The organism is Phocicoccus schoeneichii (genome assembly GCF_014635565.1).
GTDB classification, from domain to species: Bacteria; Bacillota; Bacilli; order Staphylococcales; family Salinicoccaceae; genus Phocicoccus; species Phocicoccus schoeneichii.
Window position 1 is genome coordinate 119767 of sequence record NZ_BMDB01000001.1, and the last position, 15745, is coordinate 135511.

The 15745-nt window shown below is 36.2% G+C and carries 16 protein-coding genes; 13 read left to right on the forward strand and 3 right to left on the reverse strand.

All coding sequences use genetic code 11. The features are described 5' to 3' along the window. Window positions 1-45: 45 nt before the first annotated feature. The 5 genes from sppA to IEU51_RS00770 all read left to right on the forward strand — a co-directional run bounded on the left by sppA (window position 46) and on the right by IEU51_RS00770 (window position 4494). Window positions 46-1050 carry a signal peptide peptidase SppA gene (sppA, locus tag IEU51_RS00750; RefSeq protein ID WP_186088204.1) on the forward strand — a complete coding sequence of 335 codons (1005 nt, stop codon included), beginning with the start codon at window positions 46-48 and terminating at the stop codon, window positions 1048-1050. 11 nt (window positions 1051-1061) lie between these two features. After that, complete coding sequence (locus IEU51_RS00755) at window positions 1062-1604, forward strand: RDD family protein (RefSeq protein WP_186088202.1); 543 nt, start codon at window positions 1062-1064, stop codon at window positions 1602-1604. Next, the gene (gene tpx / locus IEU51_RS00760) at window positions 1585-2082 is read left to right on the forward strand and encodes a thiol peroxidase (RefSeq protein WP_186088200.1); all 498 of its coding nucleotides are present in this window, start codon (window positions 1585-1587) and stop codon (window positions 2080-2082) included. Before IEU51_RS00755 ends, tpx begins: the two co-directional genes overlap by 20 nt. A gap of 50 nt (window positions 2083-2132) precedes the next feature. Then, window positions 2133-3017 (forward strand): class I SAM-dependent methyltransferase, encoded by an 885-nt coding sequence (locus IEU51_RS00765; RefSeq protein ID WP_186088198.1) that lies wholly within the window; start codon window positions 2133-2135, stop codon window positions 3015-3017. A 64-nt stretch (window positions 3018-3081) separates the two neighbouring features. Next, a complete protein-coding gene (locus IEU51_RS00770; RefSeq protein WP_186088196.1) occupies window positions 3082-4494 on the forward strand; it encodes an aldehyde dehydrogenase family protein in 1413 nt (470 codons plus the stop codon). Between the two features lie 161 nt (window positions 4495-4655). Here IEU51_RS00770 and IEU51_RS00775 read toward each other — a convergent pair whose 3' ends face one another. Continuing rightward, the gene (locus IEU51_RS00775) at window positions 4656-5153 is read right to left on the reverse strand and encodes a universal stress protein (protein ID WP_186088194.1); all 498 of its coding nucleotides are present in this window, start codon (window positions 5151-5153) and stop codon (window positions 4656-4658) included. A 163-nt stretch (window positions 5154-5316) separates the two neighbouring features. Here IEU51_RS00775 and ald point away from each other — a divergent pair, with 163 nt between their 5' ends. Further along, window positions 5317-6432: an alanine dehydrogenase gene (gene ald, locus IEU51_RS00780; RefSeq protein ID WP_186088192.1), complete on the forward strand. Its 1116-nt coding sequence runs from the start codon at window positions 5317-5319 to the stop codon at window positions 6430-6432. On the opposite strand, the gene IEU51_RS00785 is transcribed toward ald, so the two are convergent. After that, window positions 6425-7000 (reverse strand): hypothetical protein, encoded by a 576-nt coding sequence (locus IEU51_RS00785; RefSeq protein ID WP_186088190.1) that lies wholly within the window; start codon window positions 6998-7000, stop codon window positions 6425-6427. The genes ald and IEU51_RS00785 overlap by 8 nt on opposite strands. 101 nt (window positions 7001-7101) lie before the next feature. On the opposite strand from IEU51_RS00785, the gene IEU51_RS00790 reads away from it, so the two are divergent. After that, window positions 7102-7785: a metal-dependent hydrolase gene (locus tag IEU51_RS00790; protein WP_186088188.1), complete on the forward strand. Its 684-nt coding sequence runs from the start codon at window positions 7102-7104 to the stop codon at window positions 7783-7785. 49 nt (window positions 7786-7834) lie between these two features. Here IEU51_RS00790 and IEU51_RS00795 read toward each other — a convergent pair whose 3' ends face one another. Then, complete coding sequence (locus IEU51_RS00795) at window positions 7835-8197, reverse strand: YtpI family protein (RefSeq protein ID WP_186088187.1); 363 nt, start codon at window positions 8195-8197, stop codon at window positions 7835-7837. A gap of 73 nt (window positions 8198-8270) precedes the next feature. Here IEU51_RS00795 and IEU51_RS00800 point away from each other — a divergent pair, with 73 nt between their 5' ends. From IEU51_RS00800 to pfkA, 6 genes are all read left to right on the forward strand, one after another. After that, the gene (locus IEU51_RS00800) at window positions 8271-9230 is read left to right on the forward strand and encodes a DHH family phosphoesterase (RefSeq protein WP_186088185.1); all 960 of its coding nucleotides are present in this window, start codon (window positions 8271-8273) and stop codon (window positions 9228-9230) included. Between the two features lie 21 nt (window positions 9231-9251). After that, a complete protein-coding gene (gene dnaE, locus IEU51_RS00805) occupies window positions 9252-12392 on the forward strand; it encodes a DNA polymerase III subunit alpha (protein ID WP_186088183.1) in 3141 nt (1046 codons plus the stop codon). 75 nt (window positions 12393-12467) lie between these two features. Continuing rightward, window positions 12468-12884, forward strand: a complete 417-nt coding sequence (locus tag IEU51_RS00810) for a FadR/GntR family transcriptional regulator (RefSeq protein ID WP_186088181.1) — start codon at window positions 12468-12470, stop codon at window positions 12882-12884. 16 nt (window positions 12885-12900) lie between these two features. Further along, window positions 12901-13767, forward strand: coding sequence for an acetyl-CoA carboxylase, carboxyltransferase subunit beta (gene accD / locus IEU51_RS00815; protein ID WP_186088179.1), 867 nt, complete (start codon window positions 12901-12903; stop codon window positions 13765-13767). After that, a complete protein-coding gene (locus IEU51_RS00820; RefSeq protein ID WP_186088177.1) occupies window positions 13757-14704 on the forward strand; it encodes an acetyl-CoA carboxylase carboxyltransferase subunit alpha in 948 nt (315 codons plus the stop codon). The genes accD and IEU51_RS00820 overlap by 11 nt, the downstream gene beginning before the upstream one ends. Window positions 14705-14781: 77 nt before the next feature. Next, entirely contained in the window at window positions 14782-15741 is a 960-nt protein-coding gene (gene pfkA, locus IEU51_RS00825) for a 6-phosphofructokinase (RefSeq protein WP_186088175.1), read from the forward strand. The last annotated feature ends 4 nt before the right edge of the window (window positions 15742-15745 follow it).

Below are 15745 nucleotides of genomic sequence, written 5' to 3' on the forward strand. Positions count from 1 at the left end.
ACAAGTTTGTTACACTGATACTAACCTAAAATAAGGAGTGTCAAAATGAAAAGAACCGTAGCATTAATTTCAGCAATCGCGTTAGTTTTAATCGGTATCTCAATGAGTGTGTATAACACATTCCGCGCAGCAGAGTGGGAGAATTTCTTCACTGAATTGGCACAAAATTCTGCAGAAATACCTGAAACAGTTGTAGAAACTGGAGATGAAAACAATCGTATCGCTGTCATCAATATTGAAGGCGTAATCCAAGATGTACCTGAGTCACAAGGTTTTCTTGGCTCTCAAGCTGGATATAATCACCAGATGACAATCGAAGCTTTAAAAAATATCATCGAAGATGATACAACAAAAGCGATTATTTTAAACGTTAACTCACCGGGTGGCGGTGTGTATGAGAGTGCAGAAATTCATAAATACTTAGTTGAAGCAAAAGAAAAAGGTAAAAAAATCTACAGCTCAATGGGTAATATGGCTGCATCAGGTGGATATTATGTATCTGCACCAGCTGACAAAATCTTTGCAACAAATGAGACAATCACTGGTTCTATTGGTGTAATCATGCAAAGCGTAAACTATCATGAACTTGCAGAAAAATATGGTGTGAAATTTGAAACATATAAATCAGGTGAGATGAAAGACATGCTTTCACCTACAAAAGAAACACCAGAATCCGAGAAAGAGTATGTTCAAAGTATCGTAGACTCTATGTTTGATGATTTTGTACAAGTTGTTGCAGACGGACGAGGTATGAGTGAATCAGAAGTTCGTAAAATTGCAGACGGACGTATCTACTTAGGTAGTGAAGCAATGAAAAACGGACTTGTTGACGAAGAAGGTTATTTTGACGATGCTTTAAATGCACTTAAAGAAGAGGTTGGTAAGAACTCACAAGTGTATGAAATAGGCACAGATCCATCATCATTAGGATTCTTTGGTCTAAAATCACCAGACTTGCTTCAAAACTTATTCAAACAAAATGATGTTCAGACAATCGAAGCGTTGATGCAAAAACGTCAAGGTATCCAACCAATGTATCTATATGAATAGGAGGACGTATCATGTACCAAGTAACTGAAGGAAAGAAATACTTAGTACCCGATACTCTAATCCGTATTCTAGCGTATACAATAGATATATTAGTGATTTGGAGTATCAAACATATTGCAATAATTCCGCTGATTAACATGCTTAAACTTGATTCTATACGCGTGATTTTTGACACGTTTAGTATCGCAACAATTGCGAGCGCTGTACTTTACTTTGTGTATTTCTTTTTCTTGACTTATTTCTTTGGTCAAACATTTGGTAAGACAATTTTCGGATTAAAAGTCATGTCGCAAAAAGGGAATAAACTCACATTATCGCAAGTGTTTTTCAGAGAAGTTGTCGGTCGAATCATCAGTAAACAATTATTTAATCTACCTTATTTAATGATTTTGTTTAACGAAAAACGCATTGGACTTCACGACTACATTGGAGACACATTTGTTGTAAATGAAAAGTCTTACTCTTATAATGAAATCAACACAGGAAATTATGAATCACATAATCATCCTGAACAAATGGAGGTTGAACCGGATTATGGTAAGCATAACTTTTAAAGGCACAAAAATCGATTTAAAAGGTAAAGAAGTGAATGTTGGAGACACAGCAGAAGACTTCACACTCATTAACACAGCAATGGATGAGGTTAGCCTATCAAACTTTGATGGTAAGAAAAAATTAATTAGTGTTGTACCTTCACTAGACACTGGTGTATGCCAGTTACAAACTAAGAACTTCTATAAAGAAGCAGCTGACGTGGACAACGCAGTGTTAATTACAATTTCAAATGATCTACCATTTGCACAAGCAAGATTCTGTGCAGATGCTGGCTTAGACAATGCAGTCACTTTATCTGACCATAGAAACCTAGAGTTCGCGGAAAAATATGGTACTTTAATGGAGCCATTAAGACTTCAAGCACGTAGCGTATTTGTACTCGATGAAAACAACAAAGTTGTTTACGTAGAGTACGTACCTGAAGGTACAGACGAACCAGATTACGATAAAGCAATCGAAGCATTAAAAAATGCATAAGGTAAATATGGGACTATCTTAGGGTAGTCCTTATTTTTTTGAGGTGAACTATGAACGAAAGTAATTTAGAAAAAATTTATGCCACACTCGTAGACCGTGTGGAGGAAATCGTAAAGAGAGAAGATGTTTCTAGGCTAGAAGCTCTGTCACATGCACTTATTGAGGTAGATGTAGAAGGTGAAAAACCAGAAAAACGTAAAGCCTTTCAATTTGCATATTTGAAACAGATTCAAGAGGAACCAGTACAATCGAATCACCAACTGACTCCGGATATGATTGGATTTATCGTCGGATATATTATTGAATTATTATCCGATAAAAAAGCAAAATCAATTATTGATGCTGGTAGTGGTACAGGACACTTATCATTCACGTTAAAAGAGATGAATGATGCGTTTGAACTCACAGGGGTTGAGGTGGATCCAACACTTGTTGAGATGAACGCGAATCTATGTGAGTTTTTAGAGACTGAAATGAAGATCCACTTAGAAAATATTATTGAACCTGGATTTATTAAAATGCACGATGCGGCAGTTGGAGATCTTCCGATTGGATATTATCCACTTGAAGCAAATGACTATAAGACGGCATTTAAAGAAGGCCAGAGTTTTGCTCATCTCTTAATGCTTGAGGCAGCTATGAATCATGTAGAAGATGGCGGGGTTGGGCTATTTATCGTCCCAAGTTCGATTCTAACGGAACACGCAGACACGTTTAAGACGTATATCACTGAAGACGTTACGATGCAGATGTTTTTAAACTTGCCAAAGTCAATTTTTAAATCAAAAGATGCACAGAAATCGATGATTGTTCTTAGAAAAGGTTTCTCACCACTTAAGAATAAAGAAGTATTAATTGGTGATATTCCTGACTTTAAAGATCAACACGGAATGACAGCGTTCTTAAGAAAATTAGATGAGTGGCACAATCGTTAAAAATGTTTTAAATTCAAAATTCAGGATAAATAATAAGTAAATCATTAAATTGGAGGATTTAAGTATGAATTACGATAAGTTGTATATCAATGGTAAATGGGTTGATTCACATAGCAACGAAAAAATCGAAGTTGAAAATCCTGCGACAAAAGAACGATTTGCGACAGTGCCTAAAGGAAACGAAAAAGATGTTGACGATGCAGTAGCAGCTGCAAAAGTAGCATATAAAGAGTGGAATAACACGGATTTTGAGACAAGAAAAGAATATCTTTCAAAAATTTGTGATGGTATTAAAAATAGACAATCTGAATTTGAATCGGTCATTCGTAAGGAACTGGGTTCATCTAATAAATTTACGACGACTGGTCAAGTAGAATTAAGTTTAAACGAGATTGCTGCGGTTCTTGAACATTCAAATAAAGTGAATTTTGAAGAAGATCATGAAGGATTTACGCTATTACGTGAAGGTATCGGAGTAGTTGCAGGGATTACCCCATGGAACTATCCACTAAACCAAATTCAACGTAAACTTTCTGGTGCATTGTTAGCCGGATCAACGATTGTTGTGAAACCAAGTTCTGATACACCCCTTGCTGCATTTTTACTTGCAGAAGTGATTGATGAAGCGGGACTTCCTGCCGGAGTATTCAACCTAGTTACTGGTTCAGGTAGTGGAGTAGGTGACTATCTCGCAGGTCACGACGATGTCCGCATGGTATCATTCACTGGTTCAACAGATGTTGGTAAGAAATTATACGAACAAGCAGAAAAATCTGTTAAGAAAATTTCACTAGAACTTGGTGGTAAAAGTGCGAACGTTGTCTTAGAAGGCGGAGACATTGAAAAAGCAGTGTATGCTTCAATGGATACACTCACAAACAACACGGGTCAATCATGTTCAGCACTTTCACGTTTAATTATTCCTGAAGACAAAAAACAGGAAGCTGAAAAATATATTAAACAATATGTTGAAGAGAAAGTTAGGGTTGGTAGCCCAGAGGAAGAAGAAAACACAATGGGACCTGTTGTGTCTGAAAAACAATACGACCAAATTTTAGAGTATATCGAAAGTGGTAAAAAAGAAGGCGCAACACTATTACTTGGTGGGGATGTACCTGAACTAGACGGCTACTATATTAACTCAACAGTATTTACAGATGTGACAAACGACATGAAGATTGCACAAGAAGAAATATTTGGTCCAGTATTATGTGTGATCACTTATAAAGATAAAGACCACGCACTAGAAATTGCCAACGACTCAACTTATGGATTATCAGGTGCTGTATTTGGAGAAGACAAAGAAGCATTTGAATTCGCTAAGCAGATGGAAACAGGAACGATAATATTAAATGGTGCAGCACGTAAACCATATGCACCATGGGGCGGATACAAAGAATCTGGAGTCGGTAGAGAGATCGGATGGTTTGGAATCGAAGAGTACACAGAAGTAAAAGTAGTTATGAATGACAAATAACTGTGAGATTAGAAAGCTAGGGCGAGCGTCCTAGTCTTTTTTTATTTCAAGTTCTAGTGGTTTTTTAATCTGTGATTTAAAAGCAAATACAACTTTAAATATTAGGCATACAAAAAATACCATGTCTCCGATTCGGAAACATGGTAAATTTCTTATAACTATTATTTTTGATTTTTAACGAGTTCGTCTGTAGCTACGACTGGCTTAAAGTTTTCTGGTAATGTTTCAGTTCTTACAACTAAGACGTCACATGGTGAGTGGCGCACGATTGATTCTGAAACTGAACCAATAATGAATCTTTCTACTGCGTTTAGACCTGTAGAACCCACAACTACCAAGTCTGCGTTCGTATCTTTAACGATTTTCTTAGGAATAACTGCTTTAGGCGAACCATATTCAACAACTTTCACAACATCAGTAACGCCTTGTTCTGTTGCGTGGTGTTGATACCCTTCGAGTAGCTTTTCGGCAAATGTTTTCGCACGTTCCGAAATTGTACGGTCGTATGCTTCTACTGATGCATAACTTCTCGTATCAATTACGTTTGTCACAATTAAGCGTGCGTTGTTTCTCTTTGCGATGTCTACAGCTTTTTGGAATGCCCATTCTGCTTCGTGTGAACCATCAACTGCGATTAAAATATTTTTGTACCCTAACATTTAAAACTTCCTCCTTTAAAATCATCTTCTATATTTATATTACCCTATTTTTATAAAAATTAATTAAGATAAGTAAAAAATTATTATGATTATTTTATTTTGTAATTGTGATACACTTGAAACGAGTCGAAGCGACAATATAAATTGAATTGAGGGGATATTTATGATTATTGGTATTCCAAAGGAGTTAAAGAACAACGAGAATCGTGTGGGCTTAACACCATCAGGAGTATATGCATTTGTTGAAGCAGGACACGAAGTACGCGTTGAAAAAGGAGCTGGCGTTGGGTCATTCTTCACGGACGAAGATTACGAAGAAGTCGGCGCAAAAATTTATGACAACAGAAGTGACGTTTGGGCAGCAGATATGGTTGTGAAAGTTAAAGAACCTATCGAAGAAGAGTATGAGTTCTTTAGAGAAGGTCTTATTTTATTCACATATCTACATCTCGCACCAGAAGTAAAGCTTACTAAGGCTTTAAAAGATAAAAAAGTCACTGCCATTGCATACGAAACGATTACTGGTAAGAAAGGGGACTTACCATTGCTTGCTCCAATGAGTGAAGTAGCTGGTCGTATGGCTACTCAACTTGGATCTGAATACCTACAATCAATTAAGGGCGGACGTGGTATTTTACTCAGCGGTGTTCCAGGTGTTGAGCGTGGTAATATCACAATCATAGGTGGTGGTAACGCTGGTACAAACGCAGCTAAGATCGCTATCGGTTTAGGTGCGAAGGTAACAATTATTGACCTTGATGCCAATCGTCTAAGAGAGTTAGAAGACATTTTTGGTACAAGTGTACAGACATTAATGTCAACACCACTTAACATCAAACAAGCAGTAGAACAGAGTGACCTTGTTATTGGTGCTGTTTTAATCCCTGGTGCAAAAGCACCAACGCTTGTGTCTGAAGAAGTCGTTAAAAATATGAAAGCTGGTTCTGTAATCATCGATATCGCGATTGACCAAGGTGGTATTTTTGAAACTACTGATAAAATCACGACACATGATGATCCAACATATGTCAGACATGGTGTGATTCACTATGCAGTAGCAAATATGCCGGGTGCCGTGCCTAGAACATCAACAATTGCACTTACAAACGCAACGTTAATGTACGGTTTACAAATCGCAAATCTTGGTCCAGAAGAAGCAGCAAAAAGAATCCCAGGATTACTCCAAGGGTTCAACGTATATGACGGTCACGTCACGTATCAAGCTGTAGCTGAAGCTCAAGATATTGAATACACACCCATCGAGACATTAATTAAATAATGGCAGTAGCATTAAAAGGGATGAGTTTTAGAAGCTCATCTCTTTTTTCAATAGTTGAAACGACTGGGATGATTTCAATACGATTTCTAGCAAAACTTCTGAGCTTCGCTAGTGGTTGCAGAGCTTTAAAATCATGGAAGTCTAAATCTCTCGTATCATACATTATCCCAGATATATTTTCTTCAATTAATTCTTCCACTGTTTTGGAATGTAAGAAACTTGGGATTTTTGAGAACGCCGGTCCGATAATCAGATGTTTATCTCCAGCAAGTTTTGAAATCTCTCTTAAATAAATCTTATCGAGATAAACTGAATCATCCTTTAAAAACTGGTTCGTTAAAAATCCATCTACATCACCGTTTTGTTTTATAATTTCGTAATGAATATTATTCTTCATGAAAGTATCTGTTTCTTCTGAAGTGTTGATAGATATATACACTTCCGCTTCAGGATATAGTCTACGATACATATCAATCACTGTACGAGAAACACTATCTAAATTTTGAGCTGCAAATAACGCAACTTCATATGGAGTTGAAATTTGGTTTGTTCTGTAAAATGTTTTCATATGGCACCTCACTCGTTATCATATCACATTAGAATTATAGAGATGACTGTTATAATATTTCTCATAAGGGTATATGAATCATGAACAAGGAGGCATCATTTATGAAACTTTCATATCACGGACATTCAGTCGTACAATTTGAGAACAACGGTAAAAAAGTAATCATCGATCCGTTTATTAACGGAAATGAATCTACGGATTTAAAAGTAGAGGACATCGAAGTTGATTACATTCTATTAACTCACGGTCACAATGATCACGTTGGTGACACTGTGGAAATCGCGAAAAATAATAACGCAACTGTGATCGCACCATTTGAACTTGCGAATTTAATGGAATCAAAAGGATGTAACGCAATCCCAATGGGTATTGGTGGTAAAAAAGAGTATGATTTCGGCGGTATAAAATTCGTTCATGCATTCCATTCAAGCAGTTATAACGAAGAGGATGGTTCTGTATCTTACACAGGCATGCCGACAGGTATTATTCTTTTTTTAGAAGATAAAAAAATATACCACGTTGGTGACACAGGAATCTTTGGTGACATGAAACTCATTAGTGAAATCAATGGAGAATTTGATGTCGCGTTCGTACCAATTGGAGGTAACTTCACGATGGACGTGTCTGATGCTATCATTGCAGTGGATGAACTCATCAAACCTAAAATAGCAGTGCCAGTGCACTTCAACACATTTCCTCCAATTGAGCAAGATCCTGAAGTCTTCAAAAAAGGATTAAAAACAGAATGTCAGATCTTAAAACCAGGTGAATGTGTTAAATTTTAAATAAAAAATACGCAAGAGTGATTGATTTCACTTTTGCGTATTTTGGTATCTAGCGTTGTTTTTTTTCTCGCTGTTTTTTCTTTTCAAACTCTTCCCATGCTTTATCTTCTATAGGAAGATTTCCCTTAAAGTACTTACGTGCCTTGTTAAAATGCCACGCGTTAAATCCACCGAAAATAATAAAGATACCTCCGATGATATATGCCACAACGGTATGGAATTGGATGATTGAGTTTAACCCAAAAATGACCATGAATATTCCAAACCAGAAACGTGACATAGCGTTATAGTACGCTTTTCTTACATCTCTTCTTGTTCTTACTTGAAGCACTTTGTAAACTAAAAATATTAAGAATGACAAAATGAGTAATGTGACGATTGAAGAGATTAGGATTTTTAAACCGATATCCATTTACTACAACTCCATTCCATTGTAGTATAATTGGAATTAACGATATATACAATACAGAACGGATGAAAATAATATGTTCACAAATTTCACACAACATTTAAATGAATTTAATAAATATAAAGAAGACATCTTTAAAGCGATTGAAGAAAATGATTCTATCGTCATTTTAAGACACATAAGACCGGATCCTGATGCACTTGGCTCTCAGTTTGCGTTAAAAGCATTTTTAAATAATAAGTTCAAAGAAAAAACTGTAAGAGCGTTAGGTGAGGGGGAATCGAACCTAGACTTTATGGGTCAGTTAGACGAGGGTGACATCAATGAATCAGATCTCGTTATTATTTTAGACACAGCGAACGTTGAGCGCATTGATTATAAAGATGAAATTCCTGATTCTTGTAAAGTATTAAAAATTGATCACCATCCAAACAGAGAACCATATGGAGACCTCAACCTTGTAGAAATCGGGGTTTCATCGACTTCAGAGTTAGTGTTCTTACTCATGCATGACTATGATGCTGATGCGATTACTGAGAACGTGGCAGAGAAAACGTATCTTGGAATCATCGGAGACACGGGTAGATTCTTATATAACTCTTATCCAAGCACATATCAGGTGGCGGCAGAAGTAGTCAATTACGGTGTGGATACAAGTGAATTATTGTCGATCATGTATAAGAAAAATCTGGATGACTTTAAATTCACAGGATACCTTATTAACAACTTTTTATTAACAGACAAAGGAGTCGCATATATTTATGTGAGTGAAGAAGCACGTCGTGAATACGGTGTGTCAGAGACACAAGCGGCGTTACAAGTGAATCTATTCAGAGATATAGAAGATGTAAAAGTGTGGTTCATGGCTTTAGAGTCTGGAGATGAAATCAGAGTCAGACTACGTTCAAAGAAAACAGTAATCAATGACGTGGCTGAATACTTCGGTGGAGGCGGTCACCAATTAGCTTCAGGCATACGCTTTAGAAAACGTGAAGATTTACAAAAATTAATCGAAAAAATAGAAGAGAAATTATAATAGAAATAGAGGAGTGAACGTATGATCAATTTAAATGTGCATAGTAGCTATGAATTTTTAAATAGCAATATTAAAATTGATCAGCTCTTAGAGAAAATAGTTGCAGATGGTCAAAGAAGTGTGGCGATCACTGATTTTAACTACATGCATAATACGTATGAGTTTATTCAGTCTGCACAAAATAAAAATGTCAAACCTATCGTTGGTTTGGCATTTTCTTTAGATGACGGCATGGAAGGTGTGCCATTTGTTTTATATGCTAAAAATAACTCAGGCTACCGTTTCTTAGCACGACTCTCTTCAAGATTGAGTTACAGCAATTTAACACATACACCAATATCATATCTAAAAGATATTACGGATTGCATTGTTGTTGCGAAAACAGATAAGGGAATTGAGTATCTAAAGGAGTTCAATATCGATGAAGATGATACATACGTTTCTCAAAAAATAAAAAATATAAATGGTTATAAACAAGCATATATTGAAGATGTGTTTTATCTTGAACCTGAAGATAAGCATGTCGTAGACGTGCTGCGTGCAATAAAGATGAATACAAAAATCGATATCGCACATTTAAATAGAGAAACAGGTCATGCGTTTGTTAAAACGTTTGAGGATGTAAATGTGAGTGAAGATATTTTACAAATGAATCAGGAGATTGTTGATAAGTGTAATATTGAACTTCCGCATGTAGAATTTACATTGCCTGTTTTTGATGAAACGAAGGATTCTAAACAGTATCTTTTACAAGAATTAGAAGAAGCGTTTAGTAAAAAAGTAAATCATAATCACGAGGCATATCGTGAACGCATGATGTATGAGTACAAGACGATTATCGAAATGCATTATGAAGATTATTTTTTAATCGTCAGTGATTTAATTCGTTACGCAAAAAGTACGGACATTTATGTGGGCCCAGGACGTGGATCGTCGAGTGCGAGTTTGGTGTCTTATTTATTAGATATTACTGACCTCGATCCATTAAAGTATGACTTGTTATTTGAACGTTTCTTAAACCCGGAACGTGTGTCCATGCCTGATATTGACATCGACTTTGCATCGGTAGATGTGCCTAAAGTAATTGATTATCTAAAGAATAAGTATGGAGATATGAATGTTGCGCACATTTTGACGTACAGTAATCTAACTGCAAAGAGCGCAGCTCGTGAAGTTGGACGAATATTTAGTTTCACAGATAGTGAAATGCGAGAAATTTCAAATATTATTGATGAGAATAATAACGACCTACTAGAAGCAATCGATTCAGAGCGCTTTAAAAACCTTGTAGATTTAGAAGATAAATACAAAATCATCAGAGAAATTGCACCAAAATTATTAGGATTACCAAGAAATACATCCCAACACGCATCAGGCGTTCTCTTAGGTCGTTCACCACTTGTGGAGAATATTCCAACGATGTTTGATGGTGAGACAATGAAAAGCCAGTGGCCAATGAATGATGTAGAAGCTGCAGGACTTTTGAAAATTGACGTTCTAAGTTTAAATACATTGACGCTTGTACGCTACATCAATCAGCTTGTAAAGAGAAAGCATCCTAATTTTGATATCAACGCTGTTCCTTTTAATGATGAAAAAACATTCAAAATTCTGAGTGCAGGACTAACAAGTGGTATATTTCAGCTTGAATCAGACGGTATTACAAATGTTCTTAAGCGTTACAAACCAGAAAGTTTAATGGATCTCGCACTTGTTCTTGCACTTTATAGACCTGGTCCGATGGGAGAAATTGATTCAGTTGTTAAGAAAAAACATGGCAAGGAAACTGTGGAGTATCCATTAGAAGCGCTAAAAACTATTTTAAAAGATACATATGGTGTCATGATATTCCAAGAACAAATTATGCAAGTTGCGCGTAAAGTTGCAGGGTACTCACTTGCTGAAGCGGATTTAATGAGACGTGCAATGGCTAAAAAGAACCGTGAGACGATGATGAAAGAAGAAGCAAAGTTTGTCACTGGTGGTATTAAAAATGGCTTTGACAGAGATACTGTGTCGTCACTCTTTGATTTAATTTTAAAATTCGCAGATTATGGTTTCCCTAAATCCCATGCACTCGTATATGCGATGACATCATACCGCATGGCTTATCTAAAAGCGCATTACAGCGAAGCATTCTATGCCGTGATGCTCATGGAACATAAGACTGAAGAAGATAAAAGAACAAAGACACTGAGTGAAATGAAGCAACTTGGAATTAAACTGAAACGCCCGAGTATCAACAGTTCGAGATTTAGAAATACCATTAATGACGGCGTTCAACTTGGTTTTGGCATGATTAAGAGTATGTCAAAAAGACTTGGAGATGCGTTTGTACTGAATAGAAGTAACGAACCATATACGGATCTTTATGATTTTGTTACGAAAAATACTGAATTAAAGCCGAGTGAAACACAACTGCAAATGCTGATTTTATCTGGAGCAATGGATGATTTTAAAGAAAATAGAAAGACGATGTTACAAACTGTGCCTCGTGCATTAGAAGTAATTAAAGACGGTTTAGACTATGGTGGATTCTTAGAAACGTTAGGTTTTGGAGTCAAAAAAGAGTTCCATCATGTAGAAGAAATGTCTCAGATGGAAATGATAGAAGGGGAGAACACATCATTAAACTTCTTTATTTCCACTCATCCTGTCTTGCTAATGGAAAGAGATTATGAATATATTCCGTTTGAATTACTCAGTAAGAAAAATAAAGGGCAGACGGGAACTTTCCTCTTATACAATGTGGACGTTAGAAAAATTACAACAAAAAATAAAGATGAAATGGCATATGTCGAAGTGACAGATGGTAGAGAGAATATTGATGCTGTACTGTTTCCAAAAAACTATTATGTGAATTTAGCGAAACTTCAACATAAATTTATTGTTGTAAATGGAAAGATGGATGAATTCCGAGGATCAAAACAACTTGTCATTAATAAAATGTTTAACATTGAGGAATATGTACGAAACTATTTAGAGCGTTCAAGATATGCGTATATAAGAAATACTAAAACAGAAGATATTATTGATTTATTTAATAAAAATGGCATTCCAATTTTTAATACAAAGAAAGAACACATTGGAAGTATTAGAAGAGAAAATTACACACAACTCATTACCCGAGTAGGTAAAGAAAATATCAGATTTATGCTGTAAACAATTGAAGCCATGTTCTAAAAGTGATATTATCGGTGGTATGACCACTTTAAAATAGATAATGTAGGTAAGATAATGAAGGAAAAAACAGGATTAGAGTATGTGCTACAGGAAATCAATAAGATAATTATTGAAGAAGATATTAAGGTCGGTGAAAAACTACCTAGTGAACGATACTTAAAAGAGCAGCTTAATGTTTCTAGACAGAGTGTACGTGAAGCACTTCGTGCATTAGAAATGTTAGGTGTCATTTATGTTCGTATTGGCGAAGGCACTTTTTTAGCTGATTTTAAAAATCATAAGTTGTTTGAGTTAATCGGTAAATATATTGTGAGAACAGACGAACAACGCATGGAACTATTAGATATACAACATATTATTGAGGCACATATTAAAGAGAAATATGATGGTGAAAAATCTGTCAGTGAAGACGATAATCAAATTCTAAAAACGCTGTATGCTGTAATCAAGAGCTATACAGATAATTTATAGAATTGGGGAGTAAAAAATGGTAATTGACTTATTTTATAAGCTAAATAAAAAACGTACAAAAACATATAAAAACGGCATTGATACAGGTGACAAACCAATCATGACAAAATGTCCGAGTTGTAAGAAGATGCTTTACACTAAAGAGTTAGAGAAAAGTGTGTTTGTCTGCCCGAATTGTGACTATCATTTCCCAGTTACTAGTCAAGAGCGTATGAAAGCATTGTTTGACGAAGGAACAGAAGTGAGACTATTCGATATGATCACTTCTAGAAACCCACTGGATTTCCCGAACTATATGTCTAAATTAGAAAAAGACAAAGAAAAAGCAGACCTCAATGAAGCAGTTCGTGTGGGTCACGGAAAAATTAATGGTATCGATGTTGTTATTGCAACGATGGATACTAGAATTCGTATGGGTAGTATGGGTAGTGCTGTAGGAGAAATCTTAGCACGTACGTTCAATTATGCGACTGAAAAGAAACTACCTGTCATCGTGTTTACTGCAAGTGGTGGTGCACGAATGCAAGAAGGTATACTGTCGCTCATGCAAATGGCAAAAGTAAGTGTCGCGATTGAGAGACATTCAAACGCTAGACTACTGTATATTGCGTACATGACTCATCCTACAACGGGTGGTGTAAGTGCAAGTTTTGCTTCAGTTGGTGATATTAACTTAGCTGAAAAAGGTGCACTTATTGGCTTTGCTGGTCGACGTGTTATTGAAGAAACAATTCGTGAAAAACTTCCAGATGATTTCCAAACAGCTGAGTTTTTACTTGACCATGGACAACTGGACAGAGTTGTTAATCGTAAAGAAATGCGTGTGACATTAAGCAATATTTTAAAATTACATTGTGGCGGGGTGACTGAAGATGGCATTTGATTTTGAATTGCCTATTGTTGAGCTCGAAGAGAAAGTGCAAGAGCTAAAAAAATATGCTTCAAAAAACAAAATTGACTTATCTAAAGAAATTACCTTTTTAGAAAAGAAAATTGATGTGAAGCGTACTGAAATTTATTCGAACTTAACACCTTGGCAACAAGTTGAAATTGCAAGATTCATTGAACGTCCGACAACATTAGAATATATCGATTCGATATTTGACGATTTCATCGAGTTCTTTGGTGACAGATACTACGGAGATGATAAAGCAATCTTAGGTGGTATTGCTTCATTTAATGGACAACCAGTTACAGTAATCGGTCATCAACGTGGTATGAACACCAAAGAGAACATCGAAAGAAACTTCGGTATGCCACATCCTGAAGGGTATAGAAAAGCACTGCGTTTAATGAAACAAGCAGAGAAGTTTAACAGACCAATCATCTGTTTCATTGATACTAAGGGCGCATATCCTGGTAAAGAAGCAGAAGAACGCGGACAAAGTGAAGCAATCGCAAAGAACTTAGTAGAAATGGCTGGACTATCAGTACCAATTATTTCAATCGTAATTGGTGAGGGTGGATCAGGTGGTGCACTTGCACTCGGTGTATGTGACAAGTTATACATGCTGGAAAACTCTACTTACTCAGTAATTTCACCAGAAGGTGCAGCAAGTATTTTATTTAAAGATGGTTCTTTAAAAGAAATCGCTGCTGAATCTTTAAAAATTACGGGTCAAGACTTATATGAACTTAAAATTGCAGACGGTTTAATTGAAGAGCCACTTGGTGGTGCACATCACGATAAACCATTTGTATTTAAAGGTACAAAAGCAATTATCGAACAAGGTCTAGACGAATTGTCTAAAATCAAAAAAGAAGATCTCGTTGATGCTCGATTTGATAAATATATGAAAATTGGAGACTTTGTTGAATAAGAGGCATTTTGCCTCTTTTTTATTTTAGAAATTTTTATGGGTGGTATAATATAAATGATGACATATAAGGAGGCACTATGAAGAATATAGCGGTACTTACGAGTGGCGGAGATGCCCCAGGAATGAATGCAGCGATTCGTGCTGTAGTTAGAAAAGGTAATAAAGAAGGATTCAATGTTTACGGTATATCACATGGCTTTTTAGGCCTTATTAGAGGTGATTTCAAAAAGTTAGAAGTAAGAGATGTGGGTGACATTATTCACCGTGGTGGCACGATTCTATATTCAGCGCGTTGTGAAGAATTCAAAGAAGTAGATGTGCAAAAAGAAGCGGTCAAAAATCTCGAAGAACATGACATTGACACCGTGATTGTTATCGGTGGAGATGGCAGTTTTAGAGGTGCACTCGCACTAGAATCTCATGGTATTAAAACAATTGGTATACCAGCGACGATTGATAATGACATTCCATTTACGGAATATACCATTGGGTTTGATACGTCTTTAAACACAATCTTAGAGGCAATAGACAGAATTCGTGACACAGCAACAAGTCACGAGCGTACCTTTATCGTTGAAGTCATGGGTAGAGAAAGTGGAGCGCTTGCACTATATTCTAGTCTTGCGAGTGGTGCAGAAGTATCTCTCGTACCTGAAGTAGCTGAAGACATGCCAAAAGTGATTGAAAAGGTAGAAGAGAGTATTAAACTCGGGAAAAAACATTCGATAGTTATTGTGGCTGAAGGTGCTATGAGTGCTGATGAGTGTAGTAAAATGATTACGGAAGCACTGAATATTGAAGTAAGAACAAGTGTCTTAGGACATATACAGCGCGGAGGTAAACCAACCGCAAGAGATCGTATCTATGCATCAAGACTCGGAAGCACTGCTATAGATTTAATTTTAGAAGATAAACATCATGTTGCGCTCATTGTAAATAAGGGTAAAATAGAGATGAAAGATTTTAAGAAAGTATTACAAGGAAACAAAATTCTCGACACATCAATACTTAAGATGATTGACGAGCTATCTATATAGGGGG

Excerpts from the sequence above, each read along its gene's own strand:
- sppA (WP_186088204.1), top strand. The coding sequence starts at position 46 with ATGAAAAGAACCGTAGCATTAATTTCAGCAATCGCGTTAGTTTTAATC.
- IEU51_RS00755 (WP_186088202.1), top strand. The coding sequence starts at position 1,062 with ATGTACCAAGTAACTGAAGGAAAGAAATACTTAGTACCCGATACTCTA.
- tpx (WP_186088200.1), top strand. The coding sequence starts at position 1,585 with ATGGTAAGCATAACTTTTAAAGGCACAAAAATCGATTTAAAAGGTAAA.
- IEU51_RS00765 (WP_186088198.1), top strand. The coding sequence starts at position 2,133 with ATGAACGAAAGTAATTTAGAAAAAATTTATGCCACACTCGTAGACCGT.
- IEU51_RS00770 (WP_186088196.1), top strand. The coding sequence starts at position 3,082 with ATGAATTACGATAAGTTGTATATCAATGGTAAATGGGTTGATTCACAT.
- IEU51_RS00775 (WP_186088194.1), bottom strand. The coding sequence starts at position 5,153 with ATGTTAGGGTACAAAAATATTTTAATCGCAGTTGATGGTTCACACGAA.
- ald (WP_186088192.1), top strand. The coding sequence starts at position 5,317 with ATGATTATTGGTATTCCAAAGGAGTTAAAGAACAACGAGAATCGTGTG.
- IEU51_RS00785 (WP_186088190.1), bottom strand. The coding sequence starts at position 7,000 with ATGAAAACATTTTACAGAACAAACCAAATTTCAACTCCATATGAAGTT.
- IEU51_RS00790 (WP_186088188.1), top strand. The coding sequence starts at position 7,102 with ATGAAACTTTCATATCACGGACATTCAGTCGTACAATTTGAGAACAAC.
- IEU51_RS00795 (WP_186088187.1), bottom strand. The coding sequence starts at position 8,197 with ATGGATATCGGTTTAAAAATCCTAATCTCTTCAATCGTCACATTACTC.
- IEU51_RS00800 (WP_186088185.1), top strand. The coding sequence starts at position 8,271 with ATGTTCACAAATTTCACACAACATTTAAATGAATTTAATAAATATAAA.
- dnaE (WP_186088183.1), top strand. The coding sequence starts at position 9,252 with ATGATCAATTTAAATGTGCATAGTAGCTATGAATTTTTAAATAGCAAT.
- IEU51_RS00810 (WP_186088181.1), top strand. The coding sequence starts at position 12,468 with ATGAAGGAAAAAACAGGATTAGAGTATGTGCTACAGGAAATCAATAAG.
- accD (WP_186088179.1), top strand. The coding sequence starts at position 12,901 with ATGGTAATTGACTTATTTTATAAGCTAAATAAAAAACGTACAAAAACA.
- IEU51_RS00820 (WP_186088177.1), top strand. The coding sequence starts at position 13,757 with ATGGCATTTGATTTTGAATTGCCTATTGTTGAGCTCGAAGAGAAAGTG.
- pfkA (WP_186088175.1), top strand. The coding sequence starts at position 14,782 with ATGAAGAATATAGCGGTACTTACGAGTGGCGGAGATGCCCCAGGAATG.